This is a genomic window from Halogeometricum sp. S3BR5-2 (genome assembly GCF_031624635.1).
In the GTDB taxonomy this organism is placed as follows: domain Archaea; phylum Halobacteriota; class Halobacteria; order Halobacteriales; family Haloferacaceae; genus Halogeometricum; species Halogeometricum luteum.
Map to the genome: position 1 here is coordinate 240,837 of NZ_JAMQOQ010000002.1, position 22,805 is coordinate 263,641.

The window sequence follows — 22,805 nt, forward strand, 5'->3', positions numbered from 1 at the left end:
GACGGTCAGAACGGCGCGTCCGGCCCCTCGTCGGCGGACGTCGCCTCACCGTCTGCTCCGGCCTCGTCGTCGGATTCGGCTGCGTCGAGCGGTCCCTCCCACGCTTCGAGGCCGCCGCGCATGCTCTCGACGCGGGCGTCGGCGGTCCCCTCGTACGACCCGATGAGGCGGGCGGCCTGCACGCTCGCCTTCCCGTGCGGGCAGACGGTGACGATGCGCTCTTCGCCCTCGAAGTCGGCGACGCGGTCCGGCAACTCCGCGAACGGCACGTTCTCGCTGCCGGGGATGTGACCCCGGTCGAACGTCTCCGGCGACCGGATGTCCACGACGCGCGGGGCGTCCGCGCCGTCGAGCAGCGATTCGACTTCCGCGGGGTCTATCTCGTCGTCCACGTCAGGGGGGAGCGGACGCCGGGAGATAAGCGTGCGGGTGGCGGATGTCGACTACAGCAGTCCGTCCTCGCGCGCGAGGAGGACGCCCTCCACCGTCGCGTCGTTCGTCGGGTCCGCCCGCGCCACGTCGAGGGCCTCCTCGACGGGTACCGACCGGACCGACAGGAACTCGTTGTCGTCCAACTCGCGGCCGACGGGCGAGAGGCCCTCGCAGAACACGAACGCGCGGCGATGGCGGAGCAGCCCCGTCGAACACCAGAACTCCTCGACGAGCGAACTGCTCGACGCCTCGAACCCCGTCTCCTCGCGGAGTTCGCGCTCGGCCGCCTGCGTGTACGACTCCCCGCCCTCGACGATGCCGGCGGGCAGTTCCAACTGCGTCTCCCGGACCGTCGGGCGGTACTGCTCGACGAACACCATCTGCCCGTCCTGCACGGCGACGACGACGACGGCCGAGGCGAGTTCCGCCCAGTAGTAGCGCTTCGTGCTCCCGTTCGGTTGCTCGACGAGGTCGTAACCGCCGGTGAACCACCCCGTCTCGTACTCGACTTCGGTCTCCAGGACGGGCCACTCCGGGTCGGGCAACTCCTCGTGTCGGCGTCCGTCTCCGTTCATCGTGCGACGGTGCGGTCGCTCGCGGCTTAACTCTCCGGACCGGTCTCCTCGGGTTCCGCTCCCGGTCCGTCCGCGGATTCCGTGTCTCTCTCCTCCCTCTCGTCGTCGCCCCCGTCTTCGAACCGCGGCCGGTAGAGCCGCGAGAACGCCTGTCTGCGAAGCGTGCCGACGGCCGCCTCTCGTTCGTTCTGGTACGTCGCGGCGACGGCTTCCTTCGCGAAGGGGGCGGCGTGCCAGACGACGCGCTCGACGTTCGGACTGCCCGCCTCCGTCACCTCGTACTCGGGGTGCTCATCGGCCCACGCGTCGAACTCCTCGCGCGTGCCGACCCGCACGCACAGTCGGTCGGCGAACAGCACGTTCCGTGCCGTCTCCACCACGTCGCCCGTGACGCGCTCTCGGTACTCCTCGCGGTCGAACGACATCGCCCTGGCCGCCTCGCGGACGACCTGCCGTGCGGTCGGGCCGGCCGACTCGAACGCCGCGCGCGCCTCCGCCTCCGTCTCGGGTGCGAACGAACCCTCTGTCTCCATGTTCGTCGAATCCGTCCGAGAAGTGGAACCGCTTTCGGTCGGCGCGCCCACGTCCGGTCCCGTTTCCACGCCCCGACCGGCTCAGTCCCCGCCCTCACCGAACAGTCTGGTGAGCGTCCGCAGGAGGTCGAGGACGGCTTCGAGGAACCGGTCGAGACCCCGAACGAGTTCCGTCAGACGGTCGAGCGCGCCGAGCTGAATCGCGGTCGGCGGACCCAGAACCGTGAGAGCGCCGGCGTCGACGGCGACGGCGCTGAGGAAGACCAAGACGATGCCCGCTGTGAGCGCTCCGGCGCGTCGTTTCATCGGTACCGCCCGTAGCGAGCCCACCCGCTTGTATCGTCCGGCAGACGACCCGACTCCTTTCGAGTGGGTCTCCGCCGTGCTCGAGAACAGTTCGGCCCCGTTATCGGGCGCCGTAAGCCGAGAAGGACGGAATCGCCGACACCGGTCGAGACCGCTCGTCGGTACCGGCGGTCCTCACGAACCGGCGTCGTCCGACGACCCGTCGTCCGCCGATTCGCCGTCGTCGTCGTCGTCGTCCCCCTCGCCGAGCATCTCGCGGGTCATCTCCCGCGCCTCGTCGAGGACCGCCTGCGCCTCGGCGTCGAGCGCTCCGGCGCCGCGCTCTCGGGCGTCGGCGGCGTCGACGCGGTCGGTCGCGCCGGCGCCCGCGCTCCCCTCCTCGAACAGCGAGTCGCCGTCGTGCGCGTGCCCGGCGTGGTCGTGGACGGTGTCCTCGAACACCGTGTCGTAGGGCGCCTCCTCGGCGAGTTCCGCCACCTCCGGGGCGAGTTCCGCAGGTCCGGACGACGACCACTCGGGCACGTGTTCGTCCAACCACGACTCGTGGTCGTCGCCGTAGGTCATCGCGGTGAACGCCATGTGGTTCGCTAAGTGTTCTCCGTCCTGTTGCGGCACGTCGCAGACGGGACACGCGTAGCCCATGCTCGTCGGTTGGGTATCGCGGTACAAGGGTCGTGCGGTCGATTGGTCGAATGCCCGGCCGTGTTCCCCCCTTTCCCTTCTTTCCCCCGTGCTCCCCCCAGAGCGTCAGCGGGTGGGGACGCGAACCCGAATCAGGCTTCGCCCGCCGAGGTCGGGTCCTCGACGACGACGACGCCGTCCTCGGATATCGTGACGTTGTAGCCCACGTACGTGAAGCGCACGCGGGACGGCGACGCGCCTTCGTCGGCGGTCGGGTGACCGCCGTCCGTCGCGGGGCGACCGCGGTTGCGCGTCGGCGCGAACAGCGACTCCAGTGCGTCGGGGTCGACGACGCTCCCGACGGGCGGGAGCGTCATGGCGTCGTCCGGGTTTCCGGTCCACGCCTCGGCGGCGGCGCGGGCAATCGTGACTGCGAGGCAGTCCCCTCCGTCCCAGTCGTGCTCGACGACTATCTTGGACGTTTCGTTCAGTTTCGGTTCCGCCTCGTGTGTCATTGCGTCATCCATGGTTCTCTCGTCGGCCCCCACGCCGACATCTTACTGTTCGGTTCTCGGGTAATAGTCTTCGTCACTACTACAGTATAGTGCGCGCTCGTGACGACCCTATTCGAATAGTACCACGCCTTCGACGCTCACTCCAACACGAGTTCGAGCAGTTTCCGCTCGGCCGCCCGCAGGTGGTACTGGAACGTCGGAGAGGAGATGTCGAACGCCTCCGCGAGCGTCGAGACGGACGTCTTCCGCGGCCACTGGTAGAGGCCGCCGTGGAGGGCGGCCGAGATGGCCTCGCGCTGACGCTCGGTCCACACCTCGTCGAGGCGGGCGCGGAAGCCCTGTCTCGTTTCCGGCGTCTCGGTCACGGTCCGCCGAGCGGCGAGCGACGTCCCCGGGTGGACGGCGTCGAACGCCTCCACCACCGACCGGACGCTCACGTCGGAGGGAATCGTCAGCGTCACCGTGCAGACGCCGCCGTCGGCCCGCATCTCGTGGAGTCTCCCCCGCTCCGCGTACAGCGTCTCGAACGGCGTCGTGTCGGAGGGTCGTATCTCGTAGAGGTGCTCCTCGTCGTCCTCGTCGGTCAGTTCGCGGACGACGGTGCCCGCGGGGAGCGCTTCCGCCGCCGCCTCTCGGGGCGCGACGGTGCGGACGAACGCCCGGTACTCCCCCTCCGTCGTCGGGACAACCCCCGTCACCGTCGCCGGGTGCCCCGTCGCCTCCGAGAGGCGGATGAGGAACTGCCGGTCGTCGCGTATCTCCAACTCGACCTCCGTCTGCTGGTTGCCGAAGACGGGGCGGGACCGGCCCAGTTGGTCGATGACGGCGCCGAGCGTCTCGCCCAACTCGACGAGCACGTCGCCGTCCTCGCCGACGAACGTCTCCGGGCGCGTGCCGTGGACCACGAGGAGTCTGTCCTCGCCGGCCGGGACGACGGCGAGCGACCGGAACCCCCGCGAAAGCGCGTCGCGCCGGTGCGGTTCCCACGCGGGGTCGTTCAGCACGTCGTCGACGACGGCGCGGCGGCCCGTCGAGGCGACCTGCGAGAGCAACTCGGGGAACGGCGTCGTCCGCGCTACCTCCGGCAGACGGGCCGCGTAGCCGTCCTCGACGCCCGCCGTCGTCACGGGCGTTATCGACGGTTCGTCCTCGGCGGCCGACTCGCGGTACTCGCAGAGCCACGCGAACTGGTACGGTTCGGCCTCGACGAGTCGCTCGCACGCCCGCGCCGTCGCCTCCTCCATCGTCGCCGCGTGGACGACCGAGCGGGTCACCCCCCGCACCGTCCGGTTGATGCGGTTCAGTTGCGTCAGCCGCTCGTTCTGCTGGCCGAGGCGCTGGTCTCGGTCCCGGAGCGCCTCCTTCGCTTCGACGCTCCCGAGCAGTTCGCTCGTCGTCGCCGCCAGCAGTCTGAGCACCTCCCTGTCGGTTTCGAGCGGGGTCGACTCGGCGGTGCGCTCGACGGCGAGGACGCCGTACTGGCCGACCGGCGCGAACTCGACGACGTCCCCCTCCGCCTCCGTCCGGGTCGTCCGCTCCTCGGTGAAGGCGACCCAACAGGGGTCCTCGCCGGGGTCGACCGACTCGCGCCCGTGCAGGCGGTCGGACCCCTCGCGCCGGACGAGTCGCCGCGCCGCGGCCTCGTAGTCGAAGAACGCCGCGCGGCACGGCTCGAACAGTTCGTGGCTGGCCTCTAGCGCGCGGTCGACCACGTCGCCGGCGTCCTCGGCCTGCGCGATTTCGCGCGTCCACTCGTGCAGCGTCGTGAGCGAGCGCTCGCGGTGCCGTCGGTCGGTCACGTCGCGGGTGACGCCGACGGTGCCGACGAACTGTCCCGTCTCCTCCTCGACGATGGCCGAGAAGTGGGTCTCCACCCACATCTCGCCGCCGCCGTCGAGTTCGACCTCGAACTCCATCCGCTGGGGCTCGCTCGTCTCCCCGGCCTCCCGCCGGACTTGCGCTCCCGCTTCGGCCGCCACCGCGCCGATGAGTTCCGAGGCGTGCGTCCCGATGAGTTCCTCCGGGTCCCAGTCGAACATCTCCGCGAACGCCTCGTTGGCCTGCACGACGTACTGGTCCGCGTCGAGGGCGTAGACGCCGTCGGTGGCCGCCTCGACCATCCGCTCGTAGCGCAGCAGTTCCATCTCGCGTTCGACCCGGTCGGTCACGTCGGCGAAGTAGATGGAGAGGCCGGCCGAGGAGGGGTACGCCTCCATCTCGTACCACCGGTCGTGCGGCGGGTAGTACCACTCGAAGGACGCCTTCTCGCCCGTCCGCAGCGCCTTCTCGTACCGGTCACGGAGCGGTTCGGACTCCTCGCCGAACACCTCCCACAACTGCTCGCCCACCAGGTCGCGCCGCGCGCGGTCCAGCAGTCGCTCGGCCTCCGGGTTCGCGTAGGTGACGCGCCACTCCTCGTCGACGCCGAGCAACCCCTGGTCCATCCGCACGAACGTCTCCTCCAGCGTCGTCCGCAACGTCTCCCGTTCGAGCACGGCGGCGATGAGCGCTGCGACGTTCTCGACGAAGCGCGCGTCCGTCTCGTCGAACGCGCCGGGCGAGGGGCTGTGGACCGAGAGTACGCCCCACGGCTCGTTGGCGCCGCCGACGACGACGTTCAACTCGCTCCGCGCGTCGAAGTTCGCCGTCAGCGCCGTCGCCCCGCCGGACAGGTCGTTCTCCACGACGGAGCGGCGCTCCGCGAGCGCTCGTCCCGGTCCGGAGTCGAGACCGACGGCGACGCCGCCGACGTACGCCTGCGGCCACCCCTCCGCGGCGACGACCGACAGGTCGCCCCGTTCGGCGCGCGAGCGGAACAGCGCCACCCTGTCGACGCCGAGGGCCTCGGAGACACAGCGGACCGTCTCGTCGAACACCTCCTCGCGGGCCGGCCCGGAGAGGGCGAACGCTCCGAGGTCCGACAGCGCCTGCTGCTGTCTGTCCAGGCGCGCGCGCTTTCGGTCGGTGCGGTAGGAGTCCGCGGCCGTCCGGACGCGGTACGCCAGCCACGTCGCCTCCGCCTCCGTCCCGCGGACGGCGAGGTAGTCCGCGACGCCGACCGAGAGGGCTATCTCGGCGAGTCCGTCGTCGTCCTCGGCGATAAGCAGGACGGGCGCGGCGACGGACGCCGGGTCGAACGTCGCCGTGACCGCGCCTCGCGACGCGAGCACGCAGTCGACCGTGCTGTCGAACGAGGCGGCGGCCGGGTCGAGACCGTACTTCAGCGTCACGACGTCGAACCCCGACTCGAAGCCGTCGACGTCGAACGCCTCGGGGAGGGCGCCGACGACGCAGACGGTGTACGAATCGCTCACTGGGAGGTACTGTGCGACCGAGCGACATGACCTTGTCGCAGGACGGAGTCGGAGCGTGCGAGTGGAATCGGAGGGAAAAGGAGAAGGAGAACGAGAACTACGAGAGCGCGTGCGGTCGAGGGTCTCAGCCGCCCCCGCCCCACTCGCTCAGGTCGAGCACCATGAGGTAGGCGTCCTCGCCGTCGGCGTAGTAGGACGGGACCCGCCGGGCGGAGTCGAACCCGGCGCTCCGGTACAGCGATAGCGCCGAGTTGTTTCCGACGCGGACCTCCAGTTTGACGACGGCGGCCCCCGCGAACGACAGCGCCAGCAGCCCCCGTTGGAGGAGGCGTCGTCCGAGGCCGAGGCCGCGCGCCTCCGGCGCGACGGCGAGGTCCTTGACGTGGCCGATATCCCGGCCGTGGTTCGGCATCACGTCGGCGACGACGTACCCGAGGACGCTCCCCTCGCGGTCGGCGACGAGGAAACCCGGTTCGTTGAGAAACGACTCGAACGCCGCGTACGGCCACGGTTCCGTGAAACAGCGCTTCTCGATGCGGAGCACGTCGAGCAGGTCCGCGCGCTCCGCGTCGCGGACCGTCACGTCCGCCAGCGGGTCGCTCGCCGACGCGTCGGCGTCGCTCTCGGTCTCCGACGACCGGTCGGCCGCCCCGCGTCCCGCGTCCGGAGTTCCCTCGCTCACTCTCTACCTGTTCGCGCGGTGTGCGCAAAAGTGCGGTGGTCGCTCGCGCCGGCCGAGTCGCGGTCGCAACCGAAGTCGCTGGACGGCGGCGCCACTGTCGGGGCGACGGCGTCGAAAAAACGAAAATCGGATTCGGATTCGCGTCGGGTCGGCTCCGCTCAGTCGTCGGCGGGCGTCGCGCCGCTGCCGCCCTCGTCGGCGTACTGCTCCTTCGTGAGGCGGAGCTTGCCGCCGGCCGCGAGGATGCGGCGCTCGCGTTCGGAGGCGTTGAGCGTCGCGGTGGCCTCCCAGTCGTCGTTCACGCGGACGGTGAACTCGTCCTCGCCGGCGCTGACGGCCTCGGCGACGTCGGTGACGACTTCGACGTCGTCGCCCTGCTCTATCTTCTCGTAGGTCTCGTCGTCGATGGCGAGCGGCAGGATGCCGAAGTTGAACAGGTTCGCCTTGTGGATGCGGGCGAACGACTGCGCCAGCACGGCCTCGATGCCGAGGTACTGCGGGCACATGGCGGCGTGCTCGCGCGAGGAGCCCTGTCCGTAGTTCTCGCCGGCGACGAGGACGCCGCCGTCGGCGTCCATCGCGCGCTGTGCGAACGTGTCGTCGACGCGCGAGAGCGTGAACTCCGAGAGCTTCTCGATGTTCGAGCGGAACTTGAGGATGTCCGAGGTGGCCGGGATGATGTGGTCCGTGGTGATGTTGTCCTCCATCTTCAGGAGGGCCTCACCGCGGATGTCCGCCTCGAGGGGCTCGCCGATGGGCGCGTTGCCGATGTTCGGCCCCTTGATGAGTTCGTCGTCGACGGCCTCGTCGGGCGAGATGAGGTCGGCCTTCGAGCCGTCGTACTTGTCGGGCAGTTCGATGCCCGGCGCTTCGAGGTCGCCGAGTTCGTCGGCGAGGTCGCGCGGGTCGACGATTTCGCCCTTCAGCGCCGCGGCGGCGGCGACCTCCGGCGAGCAGAGGTAGACGTTGTCGTCCTCGATACCGGAGCGACCCTCGAAGTTTCGGTTGAACGTCCGCAGCGAGACGGAGTCGGAGGCGGGGACGTGACCGATGCCGATGCAGGCGCCGCACGTCGCCTCGGAGAAGTTGACCCCGGCGGCCATCATCTCGGCGGTCCAGCCCTGCCGCGCGAGAATCTCGGAGGCCTGCTTCGAACCGGGCGCGACGATCATCTCGGTCTTCTTGTTGACCTCGCGGTCCTCGAGCATCTTCGCGGCCGGGAGGATGTCCTCGTAGCCGCCGTTCGTACAGGAACCGACGATGACCTGGTCGACCGACTCGCCCGCGACTTCGCGGACGGGGACGACGTTGTCCGGCATCGACGGCTTGGCGATGAGCGGTTCGAGGTCCGAGAGGTCGATGGTAATCTCGTCGGCGTACTCGGCGTCCTCGTCGGGCGAAAGCTCGACGTACTCGTCCTCGCGGTCCTGCCGGGCGAGGTAGTCCTTCGTCTTCTCGTCCGTGCCGAAGATGGACGAGGTGGCGCCGAGTTCCGTGCCCATGTTGGTGATGGTCGTCCGCTCGGGGACGGTCAGCGAGTCCGCGCCGGGACCGGTGTACTCGAACACCTTGCCGACGCCGCCCTTCACCGAAAGCTGACGGAGCATCTCGAGGATGACGTCCTTCGCGGTGGCCCACTCGGGAAGCTCACCTTCGAGGCGGATGTTGACGACTTCGGGCATCTCGACGTAGTAGGCGCCGCCGCCCATGGCGACGGAGATGTCGAGGCCGCCGGCGCCGATGGCGAGTTCGCCGAGGCCGCCGGGCGTCGGCGTGTGCGAGTCCGACCCGAGGAGCGTCTTGCCGGGCGCGGCGAAGTTCTCCTTGTGGACGTTGTGACAGATGCCGTTGCCGGGGCGCGAGAAGTGCGCGCCGTACGTGCCCGCCGCCGACCGGAGGAAGCGGTGGTCGTCGGTGTTCTTGAAGTCGAACTGGTAGGTCTGGTGGTCGCAGTACTGCGCCGCCAGTTCCGTCTGGACTTCGTCGAGTTCGAGCGCCTCGAACTGGAGCCAGACCATCGTACCCGTGGTGTCCTGCGTGAGGACCTGATCGATCTCGATTCCGATCTCCTCTCCGGGTTCGAGTTCCCCTTCGACGAGGTGATCGTCGAGAATTTTCTCCGTAAGCGTCTGTCCCATATCGTCCTGATTTCGACTGTCTACGATTATAAATCCCGCGTGTTTGAGGTCGGAGGTATGACCCTTATACGCATATCTCAATCTTCTTTAGACACTGATGGACGTGCGCGCCGGCGTGCAATCGCGGCTCGACGCCGCGAGCGTTTCTCGCCGTCGAAATCCCCCTCGGCGCCGTCGTCGCGGCGGAGCAGTCGGGTAGCCGCCGTCCTCCGCACGGTCCCTACCGAACCGACCGACGGACGCGCCGAGGAGCGAAAGCTCTGATATCTCCGCTCGCGATTCGGCGCTCATGGACGGTTCGCTCGTGGAAAAAGCGTGGGACGACATCGGCGCCCGGGTCGGCGGCGACCTGCGGGTGGTCACCGAGTACGGGGCGACGGAACACGAGGTGCGGATGCGGGAGGACATGCGCGAACTGTACGACTCCGGCGAGAGCCAGTCCATCGTCGACGACACAATCGTCCACCAGTTGAGCGGTCGGACCGCCGAGGGGGCGTTCAAGGCGGGTCGACTGCGGGCGTTCGTCCGCGTGTTCGACGACTCGTGGGTCCTCGCGTGGACGAAGTCGCTCCCGAAGAAGACGGGATTCATCGTCTCCATCGACCGGGGCGGCGAGACGGCGACGATGGACGACCTGGAGTGGTGCATCGACTACCTCGACGCGGAGATAGCCCCCCTGATGGGGTGACTCGGGTGCCGGTCGCCCGCCCGTCCGGTTCTCCGTCCCGAAATCGGAACGACAGCGCTTTGCGTCTCCTCGAACGTCCCTCGGTATGTTCCGCTCGGGCGCGTTCGTGGCCGACCACGTTGAACCGACGGCCGACTCGCAGGTGCAACCGAACGGCGTCGACCTGACGCTGGAGTCGGTGCTCGAACAGGTCGCGCCGGGACGACTCGGCGTCGACGGGAAGCGAATCGGTGAGCGCGAGTCCGTCTCGCTCGCGGACGGCGTCTACGCCCTCCCGCCGGGCGGGTACGTCCTCCAGTACGCCGAGACGATAACCATCCCCGAGGGTCACGTCGGCTTCCTCTACCCCCGGTCGTCGCTCATGCGCAACTCCTGCATGCTCAACACGGCTGTCTGGGATGCAGGCTACGAAGGCCGCGGCGAAGGATTGCTACAGGTCCACTACGACGTCGAACTCGAACCCGGCGCGCGCGTCGCCCAACTGGTCCTCGCGCGCGCGAATCACGACGACGTGTACGACGGGAGCTATCAGGGCGAACGCGTCGGTTCCACCGAAAGATAGATTCGGCTCTATCGCCTCCATACGTTCGGTCCTCGATAGGTCCGAACCGTGATATGAACTCGCCACCGCCAGAAGTGTATCCGTTGATACTCCACGAAACGCCCAACCCGACGGTGGTGACCGACGAGTCCTTCGCCATCGTCGACGTGAATCAGGCCTGTCTGGAGTTCACCGGCTACTCCCGCGAGGAGATGCTGGGGACCCTCCCGATGTTTCTCGTGAACGACCCCGAGGTGTACGAGTCGATGACCGCCCGCCTCGCCGCCGGCGAACCGTGGGAGGGGGAGTTGGAGGCGGTCACGAAGTCGGGGGAACGCGTCTACGGTCGCGGGACGACGTTTCCGCTCGTCGACGACGGCGAACTGGTCGGCTACACGGGCATCTTCATCGACCTCTCGGAGCGCCGTCGGAGCGAGCAGACGGTCAGCGTGCTGAACCGGGTGCTCAGACACAACGTCCGGAACGACGCGAACGTCGTCGGCGGCGTGCTCTCGACGGTGCGGGACGCCGTCCCGCCCGCGGAGCGCGAACTCGTCGACCGGGCGATACGGCGCGTCGACCGACTGCTCGAACGGGCCGAGACGGCCCGCGACCTACACGAACTCCTCGAACGCTCCTCGTCGGTGCTCGCTCCCGTGGACCTCGGAGAGACGGTGGAGACGGTCGTCGACGAAATCCGGAACGAGACCCCGATAACGCACGCGGCGTGCGACGACGAGGTCACCTTCCACCTCGACCTCCCCGACAGTCCCCTCTGGGTGCTCGCGGACGAGGCGCTTCCCCGGGCCGTCGGCGCCGTCGTGGAGAACGCCGTCGAGTACAACGACGACGAGGAGGCCACCGTGTGGGTGTCGGCGGCGGCGACGGACGCGGAGGCGACGCTGACCGTCGAGGACGACGGACCGGGTATCGACGCCGACCGCTCGGAGTACCTGTTCGGCCGCACCGAGGAGTCCCAACTCAGACACGGACAGGGGCTCAGCCTCTTTTTCGTCGACCGACTGCTGGCGTTCTACGGGGGGTCGGTGCGCTACCGGCCGCGCGACCCGACGGGTAGCGCGTTCGAACTTCGATTCCGGCGCGTCGACTCGTCCGACTGAGGCGCCACTTGCCGGTTTCGGCCGTTCGCACCCGGAGACGGGCGGTCACAAAACCGCCGGGGTACCCAAAGGCACATTTACGCGCACCTCCAAGCCTCGGTAGCAGATGTCTAGAAGCCCCTCGCTTCCCGAACGCCCTCGGCTCGACCTCGACCCCGAGATGTCGGACGCCGAACGGTTGTCTGCGCTCAGACAGCACTTCGAGCGTCTCACGGAGGTCAACCGAGAACTCGACGACCGCCTCTCGGAGGCGACAGACCGTCGGGACGACCTGCAGGACGAGGTCGACCAACTGAAGCGTCGCAACGAGACGCTGAAGACCTCCTCTCTGTACATCGCGACGGTCGAAGAGGTCACCGACGACGGCGTCGTCATCAAGCAACACGGCAACAACCAGGAGGTCCTCACCGACACCTCCCCCCACCTCGAATCGCAGGTGGAGGCCGGCGACCGGGTGGCCATCAACGACTCCTTCGCCATCCAGTCCGTCCTCGACGACGAGACGGACTCCCGCGCGCAGGCGATGGAGGTCGACGCCTCGCCCGACGTGACGTACGACGACATCGGCGGCATCGACGAGCAGGTCCGCGAGGTCCGAGAAGCCGTCGAGGACCCCCTCACGAACCCCGAGATGTTCGAGAAGGTCGGCGTCGAACCGCCGTCCGGCGTCCTCCTGCACGGTCCGCCGGGCACCGGGAAGACGATGCTGGCGAAGGCCGTCGCCAACGAGACGGACGCGACGTTCATCAAGATGGCCGGCTCCGAACTCGTCCGGAAGTTCATCGGCGAGGGTTCCCGCCTCGTCCGCGACCTCTTCGAACTCGCGGCCGACCGCGAACCCGCCGTCATCTTCATCGACGAGATAGACGCCGTCGCCTCGAAACGCACGGACTCGAAGACGTCCGGCGACGCCGAGGTTCAGCGGACGATGATGCAACTCCTGTCCGAGATGGACGGCTTCGACGACAGGGGCGAAATCCGCATCATCGCGGCGACGAACCGCTTCGACATGCTCGACGAGGCCATCCTCCGACCGGGCCGCTTCGACCGCCTCATCGAGGTGCCGAACCCCGGCCACGAGGGTCGCGTGAAGATTCTCGAGATTCACACCCAGAACATGAACGTCGCCGACGGCGTGGACTTCGAGGAACTCGCCGAGGAACTCGACGGCTACTCCGGCGCGGACATCGCCTCGCTGACGACGGAGGCGGGGATGTACGCCATTCGCGACGAGCGAACCGAGGTCCGCCGCGAGGACTTCGACGACGCCCTCGAGAAACTCCGCGACGCCGAGGAATCGACGTCGATTCCGGGCTTCACCGACTACCAGTACTGACGCCGACTCCGAGCGAGACGCCCGAGGGGCACCTCGCCGGCCGCGCCGCTTCCGCGGTCTGCGGTTCTGCACCGGCGGACGTTCCGTAACCCCTTATTCTCCGCGGCGCCGTTCTCCGACGATGAGCACCATCTACGTCGTCCGCGGCGCGGGCACCGCCCCCACGAAGATGGCGTCCTACGACGCCGCCCTCGCGGCGGCCAACGTCCACAACTACAACCTCGTCCCCGTCTCCTCGGTCATCCCCGCCGGGGCGACGGTGGAAGCGGTCGACGTCGCCCCGGACCTCGGCCCGGCGGGCAACCGACTCACCGTCGTCGAGGCGCGGGCGACCACCGGCGGCGTCGGCACCGTCTCGGCGGGTCTCGGCTGGACGACCGGTCCCGGTCCGGGCCTGTTCTACGAGGCGTCCGGCGAGAACCCCGACGCGGTCCGCCGCGCAGTCAAAGAGGGTCTCGACGCGGGCCGCGGCCTCCGCGAGTGGGACTTCGAGGACGAACGCGTCTCGCTGGCGACCGCCGAGAACGACGGCGAGGGGTACACCACCGCCGTCGCCCTCGCCGCCTACGGGCGGAGCGAACCCATCCTCTGAACGCTGGCCCTTTCCGACGACGGCGGTTCTCGGTTCCTCCGACGGCTTTATCTTTCGCGTTCCCGTAGGCTCTACGACTCATCCTTATGAACGGAAACAACCCCTACGCGGGCGCACCCGGTGTGGTGGACGCGGGTCGCCCCGAGGAATCGGAACTCTCGGCGTCGGAGGTACGGCACCTCCGCGAGGCCGTCGCCGGCATCGTCTCGCGCACGCAGACGTACCTCCCGGAGGGTTACGCCGTGGGCTCGGAGCTCTCGTACGGGTCGAACGGGCCGCAGGCCACCGTCGCCGTCCACCCGCCGGTCGGTCGGCCCATCAGCGCCGGCTTCACCCCGGACGAGGAGGACCTGGAGTCGGGGCTCACCGACGACGACCGCGACGAAGTCGCTCGCGGCCTCGCCGCCTCGGCGGCGTTCCAGGTGATGAGCGCCGTCGGCGACGACCTGACGCCGACCGCTCGGTAAGACGTTTCTTCGGTTCCGCGCCGCACGGTTTCGACCGTTCTCCGCACCTACTCCGAGAGCGGCGGGTCCGCGAACAGCGCGTACGCCAGCATCGCCGCCGAGGGAAGTCCCCCGGCGCCGACGCCGACCGCGGCGGGGACGCCGGCGGCCGCCGCGCCGACGGTCCCGAGGAGCATCGGAAGCGGTACCGTCGTTAGGAGCCAGTCGTAGCGCGATTCGAGAAGCGGTCCGACCGTCTCGCCAGTCGGGGTTTTCCTGACGCGCATCGTACTCGCCTCCGCGACTCGTTACTGGCGGATTCGTCCCAAAGGTTACTCCGAATCGGACTGTCGACACCAGAGGGTACGTCGGCTCGGAGCGTTCGCTCTCCCGTTCACCACGGTAACCGTCCCCGCCGAAGTCCGACGACCAGACTCGCGAAAACGGCGACCAGCACCGCCGTTCCGAAGAGGGTGAGACCGATATCGAGCGTCGAACCGGCGGGCACCAAGCGCTCCCGCGCGAGTGCGAGACCGAGGACGAGAGCGAGCGAGCCGGCGGCTTTCAGTCGTCTTCTCCGGCGCGAGCGATTCGACGAGGACACGGCTAAGGAACGACGACAATTCGCAAAAAAGCTACCGTCGACGACGCGGGTGACCGCCGAAGCGATGCCCGCTACTTGCCCCAGAAGGGGTCGCGCTGGCGGTGTTTGTCCAGGTAACCGGTCAGCGCTTCGAGTTCGTCGGCCGGAATCTCGTCGGAGAGTTCCTGTTCGAGTATCTTCGCGTGCTTCTCGGGGAGTTCGGTCCACAGTTCGTCGCCCTCGTCTATCTGCCGGCCGACGGTGGGACCGTCGATGGCGATGGAGACGCGGTTGCCGGCGCGGACCTCCGAGACGTCCTCGCCCTGCTCTTGGATGCCCGAGAGTTGGCCGACGCGGGTGGGCTTGCTCCCCTCCCACTTGGCGACGTTCGTGTTGTTCTTCAGCGTGCCCGACAGCACCTCGACGCCGACGACGGCGGGGCCGGACTGCCGGAAGACGTGGTCTTCGAGGATGCGGAAGCGGCACGGCCGGATGATCTTGTCCAGCACCGTCTCCTGCTGTGCGCGCTGTCGCTCGTCGACGAAGCCCTCGTACTCCTCGATGAGCTGATATATCACGTCGTCCTCGAACAGGCGCACGTCGCTGGTGTCGAGTTCGTCCTCGGCGTTCGGCAGGACGTCGACGTTGAACCCGAGGATGACTTTGTGCTCCATCTCGCGGGCCGTCGACGCGACGGCCACGTCGCGCGGTGCGATATCGCCCACCTCGGCGCGGAGGATGGGCACCTCCGCCTCCTTCAGCGCGTTCGCCATCGCCTCCAGACTGCCGAGGGTGTCGGCCTTGACGACGACGCCCTCGTCGGCCGTGTCGACCTCTATCTCGGCCAGTTCGGAGGTGACATCGTCGATGACGTCCTCTTCGGAGCGATCGCGGACGACCCGGATGGGCGCGCCCGCCATCGCGTCGTCGAGGTCCGGCGCGGCTATCTTTATCCCGGCCGCGGCGCGCACCTCGTCGACCTTGTCGAACCGCTTCTCGGTCCGAATCTCGGCGTTCGGGCGGGGTTGCAGGAGGGCGCGCACCTCGGTGACGATGGGGCCGTTGACGCCGCCGACGACGATGGTGTCGTCCTCCCGGACGCTCCCGTCGTACAGTACCACGTCCACCGTCGCGCCGAACCCGCGCTCCTCCTTCACTTCGAGGACCGTCCCCGCGCCGGGGCCGGAGATGTCTATCTCCATCTCCTCTTTCATGTAGCGCTGGGAGAGACCCATCAGGACGGCGAGGAGGTCCGGGATGCCCTCGCCGGTCATCGCCGAGAGGGGGACGACGCCGACGTTCTTCTGGAAGTTCTGGACGCGCCAGTAGAGGTCCGCGGAGAACCCCTCGTCGGAGAGGTTCCCGATTATCTCGTAGAGGTTCTCGTCCAGACGCCCGCGGGCGCTGTCGGATTGGCTCTCGTAGCTCCCTTGGATGGGCGACCCGTCCTGCGGGTTCCATCCGGGCGTCGTGTCTATCTTGTTCGCGGCGACGACGAACGGCGTGCCCGTGCGCTTGAGGATGTCGAGGGCTTCGAGCGTCTGCGGTTGGAAGCCGTCGTTCACGTCGACGACGACGATGGCGATGTCGGCGAGGGCGCCACCGCGCGACCGGAGCGTCGAGAACGAGTGGTGCCCCGGGGTGTCGATGAACAGGAGTCCGGGCAGGTCGAAGTCCTCCGGTTTCACGAGGCTCCCGGCCATCTGCGAGACGGTTTCGAGCGGGACCGCCGTGGCGCCGATGTGCTGGGTGATGGCGCCCGCTTCGCCCTCCGAGACCGCCGAGCCGCGTATCTTGTCGAGCAGCGTCGTCTTGCCGTGGTCGACGTGCCCGAGAACGGCGACGATGGGCGTCCGGAGTGCGTTCGATTCGGTTGCGGGAGGGGCGTCAGCGTCGGCGTCGGTGTCAGACATGAAGAGTCACTCCGAGAAGTTCGTACCGATAGGCGGGTGGCGTCGAAGTTAAGTCCATCGTCACGTCGGGACGCGCGTGAACGCGAGACACGGGGAGTCCGCCGATTTCGGCCGAATCGCGTTCCGGCGCTTCCGTCGACGGCCGGCGGCGACCCCCGGCGACAGACCCATCGGATGCGGGTTCCGCCCGACATCGAAAGGAGGAGGGGGCGCCGGCGCTCCCCCGACCGTGTCGTCCGACGGCCGTCGGACGGACCCCGTGGCACTTATGTAACCGTGGTCGAATATCTCCGGTCATGGCCGACGTACTCGCCGAGAACCTCTCCGGGAAGGCCGTCATGGGGGCCGACGGGACGGAACTCGGGATGCTGTACAACATCACGATGAATCTGAAGACCGGGACGCTGCACGACCTGCTCGTCTCGCCGCACGAGGAGGTCCGCTCCGAGAAGATTCCCTTCGACCGGGACGAAGACGGGCGCTTCCGCGTTCCCGTCTCCAGCGTTCAAGCCGTAAAAGACTACATCGTCGTCCAGCGATAAGGAGCAATACAGACACAGTGCCGATGCAGGTTCTCGACTCTTCCGCGTTCATCCACGAGTATCACACCGACGACCAGACGGCCTCTATCCCCCTCGTTGCAGAGGAGTTGGAGGGAGAGGCCTCCTTCCGATTCGACGCGATGGAGGGGGCGGGGATGCACGTCCACATCCCGGCGTCGGGCACCGTCGAGAAGATTCGCCGCGCCGCCGGCGAGACGGGCGACCGGGAGACGCTCTCGGACACCGACATCCGCCTCCTCGCGGCCGCCTTCGAACTCGACGCCACCCTCGTCACCGACGACTACGCGATGCAGAACGTCGCCGAACGGGTCAACGTGTCCGTGAACGCCATCGCGCAGGACGGTATCGAGGAGCAACGCGACTGGCGGTTCCAGTGTCAGGGCTGCGGCCGCGAGTTCGACGAGAAGAAGGAGCGCTGTCCCATCTGCGGCAGCGACCTCGCGCGAAAGAACCCCGCGTAAGACGCGGCGCGACGCGGTGCGATTCTTCGTTTTTCACGCCGCCGAGCGGTGCGGCTCCCTCCGAGAACCTCCCCGACTACCCCGAAATCAGCCCCACCGCCAGCGCGTAACTGGCGACGAACTGGACGGTGTTGTAGAGGCCGTGGGCGGCGACGGGCACGAGCAGGCTCTCGCTCTTCTCGTAAATCAGGCCGAGCACCCCCCCGAGGACGAGGACGACGACGAGCGACACCAGCGCCCCCTCGCCCGTGAAGGAGGTGAAGTGGATGGACGCGAACACCGCGCTCGACGCCGCGATGGCGAACGGGACGCCGTACTCGCGGCGGAACAGCCCCTGCACCGCTCCGCGGAAGACGAGTTCCTCCATCGGCGCGACGAGGAGGAGGGTGACGGGGATGTAGTAGAGGAACAGAATCGGCTGGCCCTCCGCCGTCGCCGCGACGGCGCTATCGCCGGTGTCGACGCCCAACTGCGTGAGCCCGAAACTGATGAGCAGATAGAGACCGAAGAGGACCCCGAACCCGACGGCCGCCCACTTCAGGTCGCGTCCGGTCGGGAGCCGACGATATATCAGGTCCCACTGTTCGGTCACCGTGAGGTAGCCGACGGCGGCGACGCCGAAGCCGACGAACTGGGAGGCGCTGACCAGCGCCGTTCCGAGCGCCCCGCTGGGGTCGACGCCGACGGCCCGGAGGAGGGCCGTCCCGAACGAGACGAATATCGTGGCGCAGACGAGGACGAGGAGTACGACGACGACGACGCCGCCGAACGTGCGGAGGGCCGTCCGGAGGTCCGACCGCGAGGACGAGGAGACGTCGGATGCCATTTCGTTGCCCTCGATAGGCGGCGGCGGCGGATAGGGGTGCCGGTCCCGGCTCTCGTTTTTCGTTTCCGGCCCGACGGCTACTCGACGACGAGGCTCGTCTTCTCGGACACCGCGTCGGCCTCCTCGAAGTCGCCGCCGCCGAGCAGTCCCCGCGCGGCGCGCTTGCCCCACTCGACGGCGGGTTGGGTGAACGTCGAGACGCCGGCGAGTTCGCCGTACAGCACGCACGCGGCCTCCATCCCGTACAGCAGTTCGCCCAGTCCGCGTTCGTCCACCGCGTCTATCTCGACGCGCACGTTCGGAACGCCCGCGGCGGCGAGACTCGCCTCCGTCGCCTCGAACTCGGCATCCAAGAGTTCCCCGAGCGACGACCCGCCGAGGTAGGAGAGACCCTCTAAGTCCGTCTCCGGGATTCCGCGGTCCGCGCGCTCAGTCGGTCGAACGAGCGTCACGAGTTTGTCGCGCGGGCCGGCGCGGTAGAGTTGCAGTTGGGAGTGTTGGTCCGTCGCGCCGAGGGCGCGCGCGGGCGTCTGGCCCAGTCCGTCCTTCCCCAGGCTCTCGGCCCACAGTTGCGCGAACCACTCGGCGAAGTACTCCAAGTCCTCGGCGTAGGGCATCATCGCGTTCGTCAGCGCGCCCCGGTTGGCCAGTGCGTACGACGCGGCGCCGTAGGCGTAGGCGGGCGACTCGAACAGCGACCCCGAGAGCCGTTCGGACTCCGCGCGGGCGCCGGCGAGGAGAGCGTCCAGGTCGTGTCCCTGAATCGCCGCCACCGCCAGTCCGACCGTCGACAGCGCGGAGAACCGACCCGGTACCCCGTCCGGAACCGGCAGCGAGGGCAGGTCGTGTTTCTCGGCCAGGTTTCTGAGATTGCCCTCCTCGCCGGTGGTCACGAACGTCCGGTCGGTCCAGTCGACGCCGGCGTCGTCCATCGCCTCCCGGACGACGAGGAAGTTCGACAGCGTCTCCGCCGTCGTGCCCGACCGCGAGACGACGTTGACCACCGTCTCCGAGAGGTCCAGCGTCGACAGCAGGCGCGTGACGCGCTCTGGGTCGACGTTGTCGAGGTAGTAGGCGTCGGGGTCCGAGGGCTCCGCCAGCGCCGAGGAGAGCGTCGCCGCGCCGAGGGCGCTCCCGCCGATGCCGACGGTGACGACGGCCTCGGGGGCGTCGAACGGTTCGACGGCCGACCGAATCGCGTCGGGGTCGGCGGTGTCGGGAAGGTTCAGCGCGGCGTAGCCGTGTTCGGCGTTCTCTCTCCCTTCCTCGATGGTTTCGTGCGCCGCCGCCACCTGTTCGTCCAACCGTTCGAGCGACGACTCCGAGACGCCGGGCGTCGTCGAGAGCGCGTTACCGAGGTCTACTCGCATACCTGAACGCCCGACGGGGGCGGGCAAAAAGATGGGTATTGTCGGGAGTCGCTGGTCGCGTCCGTTACGGAACGGTCAGTGACGATAACACCACGAAAGCCCCGACACGCTGGACTCGGGGGGCTCGCTGTGCGCCTCGCTCGTTTCACTCACTCGGTGCTTGCTTCGCCCGCCGTCGTCCAGCGCACCGTCCCTTTCAATCCCGCCCAGTGTGGCCCGTCCGGCCGCCGTCGGGCGGGAATGAAAGGGGCCGCTCGCTCGGGGAACCCGGACGAAGCAAGCACCGCAGGAGCGAACGCAGTGAGCGACGAGGAGCACAGCGAGTCCCGGGACCCGAGCGAGCGGGGGCTTTCGTAGCGTTCTCAGTCGTAGCGTCTGCGCCGGATTCGACACTCACCCGTTCACCTGAATCCCGTACAACGAACGAGACCGGTTCGCTCAAGAGTCGCCGCCCCTAACCTCCGACGATGGCAACGGGTTACAACGGCGTCTTCGGGGCCTTTCCCTACGCTTTCCGCCGCAGTCGGTCGCTCCTGTTCAAGTCGTACGTCCTGTGCAGCGCCCTCGCCGTCGCGCTCGTCTCGCTGTTCGTCGTCGCCGCCATCGTCGTCCTCCTCGGCCGGACGGCGGCGGTGCAGGGCGGGTCGCTGACGCTCTCTCGCGCCTTCTTCATCGTCGTCGGCCTCCTCGTCGTCCTCCCGGCCGTCGCCCCGACGCTGGCCGTCGCCCGCCGCTACCGACGCGACATCGAGTCGACGCCGCGGTACGAGGTGGCGCTGGCCGTCGCCGGCTACCTCTTCTTGTTCTCCCTCTACTTGGGCGTCGTCGCCTCGATGCCCGAGACGTTCGTGCTGGACGGCGAGACGGTGACGCGTCCCGCGCCGTCGGGGGTGTTCGCGCCGTTCGTGGCGCTCCTCTACGCGATTCCGCAGGCGCTCTCGTGGGTCGTTCCGCTCTGCGGCGCGCTGCTGGTCGCCGCCGCGCACAAACTGTTCGGCTGAGTCCGGCGCGGGTCGCCGCTCTCGCTCCGCCCGCTCGTCCCATCGAATCTGTCTCGTCGCTCGCGAGCGGCGAGACCCGGAGCGGGGTGCGGACTCGGGTTCGGCGACTCCCCGACTCGATGCGGCGGGAGAACTTCCGAACATCGGCCCTTTATCGGACGATAGTCTCATTTTTATTAGCTAGAGGTCCATACATAGGTGGTTTCTTAAGAAATAGTTATGTCCACCTTTGTCATCGAAGGGTCTATGCCATGTAGTCACGCGGCGGGCGGTGGCGGCGACGAGGAACGGGGCGAACGAACGGACGAGGGCGTCGCGCGTCGGGAGTTCATGAAATCGGCCCTCCTCATCGGCGGAGCGAGCGCGTTAGCGACGTCCGGTGCCGTCGTCGGGTTCTCCGGTACCGCCGGAGCCGCGCCCGCGACCGCAGCCGAGCGCGACAACAGACAGCACGCCTGGAACCGGTTTCTGACCGATTCCGATACGTCCCCGGCGGGGGTCGACTTCCACGTACTCCTGTGTCTGAACTACCGAGGCGCGGGGGAGCCGTCGCCCGCGGACCGGGCCGAGATGGAGGGTGCGCTCTCGCAACTGGAGGAGGCGTTCGAGTGGAGCGACCGCGGACTGCTCTTCACCGTCAGCTACGGGCAACCCTACTGGGACCGGTTCGACGACGCGCTTCCGAGCGGTGCCCGCCTCCTCGATAACCGGGCGTCGACGGACGCGATGGTCAAGCGGACCCCGGGGACGTACGAGGCGTTCGAGGACCCGCAACTCGAACCGTACGACCTCTTCGTCGACCTCGCCAGCGACAACGTGACGAACATCCTCGCGGCCGAGGAAGCGCTGTGGGGCAACTGCGAGGAACTCGAGGAGGTCGAAATCGCTCATACGTTCGAGGGACTCTTCGAGAAGCCCGAAGCCTACCCCGACCGCCGAACCGGGTTCGTCGGCGTCGGCGTCGCCGGCGACGACACCGAGGCGGTCCGGGCCCACGAGGGGTTCGGCAACCCCAACGAGGACATACCCGAGGACGCACAGCTCACGATGGGTTTCCGGTCGTCCTTCGAGGACAACGCGAACCAGGAGGAGAACGTGACGCTCGTCCACGACCAGCGGTTCGACGACGGCGAGGCCCGACCGCCGGGGCAGTTCGCTCAAGGGACCGTCCAACACCTCTCCCGGTTGGAGGTGGACCTTATCACCTGGTACGGTGACAGCCTCACCTCCCGTCGGACCCGGATGTTCAGCCCGCGTCACGACCTCGAAAACACCGGCGTGACCGGGCGGAAACTCGGAGACCGAAGCGACCCCGGCGGGTATCCCATGCGGGACGACGACGCGGAGTCCGACGTGGCGCGGGAGACTATCGACGCCGCGCGCGCGGTCAAGGAGGTCATCGAATCGGGCGGCGAAGAGGGGTTGGAGGCGGCCGTCGACGAGGGAAACGTCATCGGGCACGCTCAGAAGCTCGCGCGCGCCCGTATCGACCACGGCACCCGCGTCGGCGACGGCGAGCGATGCGGTCGGTTGGAACCGTTGCTCCTCCGCCGCGACTTCAACTCCCTGGACGGGACCGGAGCGGACCTGCCGAACGCCGACGAGATGGCCCCCGACGAGCGGTCGATACCGCCCAACTCGGCCCTGCACTTCCTCGCGCTGATGCGCTTCAACGAGGACATGGTCACGACCCGGCGGGCGATGAACGAGATAGCGTTCAGCTCACCCGACGGTAGCGTTCGCCACGACCCGGTCCCCGAGGTCGAAGCGGAACTCGACGCGCACGGGATTCAGGAGTACATCCTCGCCACCCGGCGGGGGAACTTCCTCGTGCCGCCGATAACGCTGCGCTCCCTGCCGACGCCGCGCGCGTTGGACCTCGATATCGAGGTCAGTCCCGACCCGCTTCCGGCCGAGGGGTATCTCCCAGTCGAGCTCAGATCGACCGAAGACGTACACGTCGCCGACCTCGACGCGGGCACGCTCCGGTTCGGCCCGCGAACGGAGGTCGACCAGGGTCGAGGGGCGACCGTCGAGCGCGTGTACGGCGACTCGCACGGCGACGGCCTCGACGAGCGCATCGCGCTCTTCCGGGTCGAAGAGGCCGGCTTCGAGGACGGCGACGGCGTCGGACGGCTCTTCGGAAAGACGCGCGACGGCGTCGCCGTGACGGCCGAGGCGGCGGTGTCCGTCGAGTAGTCCGAGGCTGAGCCTCGTCCGCGGCCCGCGGCGTTCGACGGGGCGTCCG

Annotated in this window: 23 protein-coding genes and 1 pseudogene; 10 read left to right on the forward strand and 14 right to left on the reverse strand. The window is 68.4% G+C overall.

All coding sequences use genetic code 11. The annotated features are described in order from the left end of the window. Window positions 1-5: 5 nt before the first annotated feature. From NDI79_RS07610 to NDI79_RS07650, 9 genes are all read right to left on the reverse strand, one after another. On the reverse strand, window positions 6-392 hold the full coding sequence (locus NDI79_RS07610) for a rhodanese-like domain-containing protein (RefSeq protein ID WP_310927879.1): 387 nt from the start codon (window positions 390-392) through the stop codon (window positions 6-8). Between the two features lie 51 nt (window positions 393-443). Beyond that, window positions 444-1,007: an NUDIX hydrolase gene (locus NDI79_RS07615; protein WP_310927880.1), complete on the reverse strand. Its 564-nt coding sequence runs from the start codon at window positions 1,005-1,007 to the stop codon at window positions 444-446. A 26-nt stretch (window positions 1,008-1,033) separates the two neighbouring features. Further along, the gene (locus NDI79_RS07620; RefSeq protein WP_310927881.1) at window positions 1,034-1,540 is read right to left on the reverse strand and encodes a DUF5809 family protein; all 507 of its coding nucleotides are present in this window, start codon (window positions 1,538-1,540) and stop codon (window positions 1,034-1,036) included. An 81-nt stretch (window positions 1,541-1,621) separates the two neighbouring features. Continuing rightward, on the reverse strand, window positions 1,622-1,846 hold the full coding sequence (locus tag NDI79_RS07625; RefSeq protein ID WP_310927882.1) for a hypothetical protein: 225 nt from the start codon (window positions 1,844-1,846) through the stop codon (window positions 1,622-1,624). Window positions 1,847-2,020: 174 nt separating this feature from the next. Further along, window positions 2,021-2,488, reverse strand: coding sequence for a DUF5810 domain-containing protein (locus tag NDI79_RS07630; protein WP_310927883.1), 468 nt, complete (start codon window positions 2,486-2,488; stop codon window positions 2,021-2,023). Between the two features lie 131 nt (window positions 2,489-2,619). Continuing rightward, window positions 2,620-2,994 (reverse strand): HalOD1 output domain-containing protein, encoded by a 375-nt coding sequence (locus NDI79_RS07635; protein ID WP_310927884.1) that lies wholly within the window; start codon window positions 2,992-2,994, stop codon window positions 2,620-2,622. A gap of 125 nt (window positions 2,995-3,119) precedes the next feature. After that, window positions 3,120-6,296, reverse strand: coding sequence for a bacterio-opsin activator domain-containing protein (locus NDI79_RS07640; RefSeq protein ID WP_310927885.1), 3,177 nt, complete (start codon window positions 6,294-6,296; stop codon window positions 3,120-3,122). 124 nt (window positions 6,297-6,420) lie between these two features. Beyond that, a complete protein-coding gene (gene rimI / locus NDI79_RS07645) occupies window positions 6,421-6,888 on the reverse strand; it encodes a ribosomal protein S18-alanine N-acetyltransferase (RefSeq protein WP_310928702.1) in 468 nt (155 codons plus the stop codon). Window positions 6,889-7,136: 248 nt separating this feature from the next. After that, a complete protein-coding gene (locus tag NDI79_RS07650; RefSeq protein ID WP_310927886.1) occupies window positions 7,137-9,116 on the reverse strand; it encodes an aconitate hydratase in 1,980 nt (659 codons plus the stop codon). A gap of 289 nt (window positions 9,117-9,405) precedes the next feature. Here NDI79_RS07650 and NDI79_RS07655 point away from each other — a divergent pair, with 289 nt between their 5' ends. The 6 genes and pseudogenes from NDI79_RS07655 (at window position 9,406) to NDI79_RS07680 (ending at window position 13,861) form a co-directional block, all read left to right on the forward strand. After that, entirely contained in the window at window positions 9,406-9,804 is a 399-nt protein-coding gene (locus NDI79_RS07655) for a DUF7522 family protein (protein ID WP_310927887.1), read from the forward strand. A gap of 82 nt (window positions 9,805-9,886) precedes the next feature. Further along, a pseudogene (locus NDI79_RS07660) lies at window positions 9,887-10,366 on the forward strand (deoxyuridine 5'-triphosphate nucleotidohydrolase); the annotation flags it as partial. 74 nt (window positions 10,367-10,440) lie between these two features. Next, a complete protein-coding gene (locus NDI79_RS07665) occupies window positions 10,441-11,466 on the forward strand; it encodes a PAS domain-containing sensor histidine kinase (RefSeq protein ID WP_310928703.1) in 1,026 nt (341 codons plus the stop codon). A gap of 106 nt (window positions 11,467-11,572) precedes the next feature. Then, window positions 11,573-12,802, forward strand: a complete 1,230-nt coding sequence (gene pan2, locus NDI79_RS07670; RefSeq protein ID WP_310927888.1) for a proteasome-activating nucleotidase Pan2 — start codon at window positions 11,573-11,575, stop codon at window positions 12,800-12,802. A gap of 121 nt (window positions 12,803-12,923) precedes the next feature. Beyond that, complete coding sequence (locus NDI79_RS07675; RefSeq protein WP_310927889.1) at window positions 12,924-13,394, forward strand: pyruvoyl-dependent arginine decarboxylase; 471 nt, start codon at window positions 12,924-12,926, stop codon at window positions 13,392-13,394. Window positions 13,395-13,480: 86 nt separating this feature from the next. Further along, window positions 13,481-13,861 (forward strand): DUF5811 family protein, encoded by a 381-nt coding sequence (locus tag NDI79_RS07680; RefSeq protein WP_310927890.1) that lies wholly within the window; start codon window positions 13,481-13,483, stop codon window positions 13,859-13,861. 47 nt (window positions 13,862-13,908) lie between these two features. Here the strand turns inward: NDI79_RS07680 and NDI79_RS07685 are convergent, their stop codons facing one another. From NDI79_RS07685 to infB, 3 genes are all read right to left on the reverse strand, one after another. Further along, window positions 13,909-14,127, reverse strand: a complete 219-nt coding sequence (locus NDI79_RS07685) for a DUF8015 family protein (RefSeq protein WP_310927891.1) — start codon at window positions 14,125-14,127, stop codon at window positions 13,909-13,911. A gap of 107 nt (window positions 14,128-14,234) precedes the next feature. Further along, window positions 14,235-14,444: a hypothetical protein gene (locus tag NDI79_RS07690; protein WP_310927892.1), complete on the reverse strand. Its 210-nt coding sequence runs from the start codon at window positions 14,442-14,444 to the stop codon at window positions 14,235-14,237. 71 nt (window positions 14,445-14,515) lie between these two features. Further along, window positions 14,516-16,336, reverse strand: a complete 1,821-nt coding sequence (infB, locus tag NDI79_RS07695) for a translation initiation factor IF-2 (RefSeq protein WP_310927893.1) — start codon at window positions 16,334-16,336, stop codon at window positions 14,516-14,518. 296 nt (window positions 16,337-16,632) lie between these two features. Here infB and NDI79_RS07700 point away from each other — a divergent pair, with 296 nt between their 5' ends. Both NDI79_RS07700 and NDI79_RS07705 read left to right on the forward strand, forming a co-directional pair. Then, on the forward strand, window positions 16,633-16,878 hold the full coding sequence (locus NDI79_RS07700; protein WP_310924721.1) for a PRC-barrel domain-containing protein: 246 nt from the start codon (window positions 16,633-16,635) through the stop codon (window positions 16,876-16,878). A 23-nt stretch (window positions 16,879-16,901) separates the two neighbouring features. Next, a complete protein-coding gene (locus NDI79_RS07705) occupies window positions 16,902-17,360 on the forward strand; it encodes an NOB1 family endonuclease (RefSeq protein ID WP_310927894.1) in 459 nt (152 codons plus the stop codon). A gap of 76 nt (window positions 17,361-17,436) precedes the next feature. Here NDI79_RS07705 and NDI79_RS07710 read toward each other — a convergent pair whose 3' ends face one another. Together NDI79_RS07710 and NDI79_RS07715 are read right to left on the reverse strand one after the other, a co-directional pair. Beyond that, window positions 17,437-18,186, reverse strand: coding sequence for a CPBP family intramembrane glutamic endopeptidase (locus NDI79_RS07710; protein WP_310927895.1), 750 nt, complete (start codon window positions 18,184-18,186; stop codon window positions 17,437-17,439). A 77-nt stretch (window positions 18,187-18,263) separates the two neighbouring features. Continuing rightward, the gene (locus tag NDI79_RS07715; protein ID WP_310927896.1) at window positions 18,264-19,556 is read right to left on the reverse strand and encodes a glucose-6-phosphate isomerase; all 1,293 of its coding nucleotides are present in this window, start codon (window positions 19,554-19,556) and stop codon (window positions 18,264-18,266) included. Window positions 19,557-20,023: 467 nt separating this feature from the next. Between NDI79_RS07715 and NDI79_RS07720 the strand changes: the two genes are divergently transcribed. Both NDI79_RS07720 and NDI79_RS07725 read left to right on the forward strand, forming a co-directional pair. Next, complete coding sequence (locus NDI79_RS07720) at window positions 20,024-20,557, forward strand: DUF8056 family protein (RefSeq protein ID WP_310927897.1); 534 nt, start codon at window positions 20,024-20,026, stop codon at window positions 20,555-20,557. 246 nt (window positions 20,558-20,803) lie between these two features. Beyond that, on the forward strand, window positions 20,804-22,756 hold the full coding sequence (locus NDI79_RS07725; RefSeq protein ID WP_310927898.1) for a DUF7405 family protein: 1,953 nt from the start codon (window positions 20,804-20,806) through the stop codon (window positions 22,754-22,756). Window positions 22,757-22,805 lie beyond the last annotated feature (49 nt).

Coding starts and splice junctions, on each gene's coding strand:
- NDI79_RS07615 (WP_310927880.1), bottom strand. CDS start 1,007: ATGAACGGAGACGGACGCCGACACGAGGAGTTGCCCGACCCGGAGTGG.
- NDI79_RS07620 (WP_310927881.1), bottom strand. CDS start 1,540: ATGGAGACAGAGGGTTCGTTCGCACCCGAGACGGAGGCGGAGGCGCGC.
- NDI79_RS07625 (WP_310927882.1), bottom strand. CDS start 1,846: ATGAAACGACGCGCCGGAGCGCTCACAGCGGGCATCGTCTTGGTCTTC.
- NDI79_RS07630 (WP_310927883.1), bottom strand. CDS start 2,488: ATGGGCTACGCGTGTCCCGTCTGCGACGTGCCGCAACAGGACGGAGAA.
- NDI79_RS07635 (WP_310927884.1), bottom strand. CDS start 2,994: ATGGATGACGCAATGACACACGAGGCGGAACCGAAACTGAACGAAACG.
- NDI79_RS07650 (WP_310927886.1), bottom strand. CDS start 9,116: ATGGGACAGACGCTTACGGAGAAAATTCTCGACGATCACCTCGTCGAA.
- NDI79_RS07655 (WP_310927887.1), top strand. CDS start 9,406: ATGGACGGTTCGCTCGTGGAAAAAGCGTGGGACGACATCGGCGCCCGG.
- pan2 (WP_310927888.1), top strand. CDS start 11,573: ATGTCTAGAAGCCCCTCGCTTCCCGAACGCCCTCGGCTCGACCTCGAC.
- NDI79_RS07675 (WP_310927889.1), top strand. CDS start 12,924: ATGAGCACCATCTACGTCGTCCGCGGCGCGGGCACCGCCCCCACGAAG.
- NDI79_RS07680 (WP_310927890.1), top strand. CDS start 13,481: ATGAACGGAAACAACCCCTACGCGGGCGCACCCGGTGTGGTGGACGCG.
- NDI79_RS07685 (WP_310927891.1), bottom strand. CDS start 14,127: ATGCGCGTCAGGAAAACCCCGACTGGCGAGACGGTCGGACCGCTTCTC.
- infB (WP_310927893.1), bottom strand. CDS start 16,336: ATGTCTGACACCGACGCCGACGCTGACGCCCCTCCCGCAACCGAATCG.
- NDI79_RS07700 (WP_310924721.1), top strand. CDS start 16,633: ATGGCCGACGTACTCGCCGAGAACCTCTCCGGGAAGGCCGTCATGGGG.
- NDI79_RS07705 (WP_310927894.1), top strand. CDS start 16,902: ATGCAGGTTCTCGACTCTTCCGCGTTCATCCACGAGTATCACACCGAC.
- NDI79_RS07710 (WP_310927895.1), bottom strand. CDS start 18,186: ATGGCATCCGACGTCTCCTCGTCCTCGCGGTCGGACCTCCGGACGGCC.
- NDI79_RS07715 (WP_310927896.1), bottom strand. CDS start 19,556: ATGCGAGTAGACCTCGGTAACGCGCTCTCGACGACGCCCGGCGTCTCG.
- NDI79_RS07720 (WP_310927897.1), top strand. CDS start 20,024: ATGGCAACGGGTTACAACGGCGTCTTCGGGGCCTTTCCCTACGCTTTC.
- NDI79_RS07725 (WP_310927898.1), top strand. CDS start 20,804: ATGCCATGTAGTCACGCGGCGGGCGGTGGCGGCGACGAGGAACGGGGC.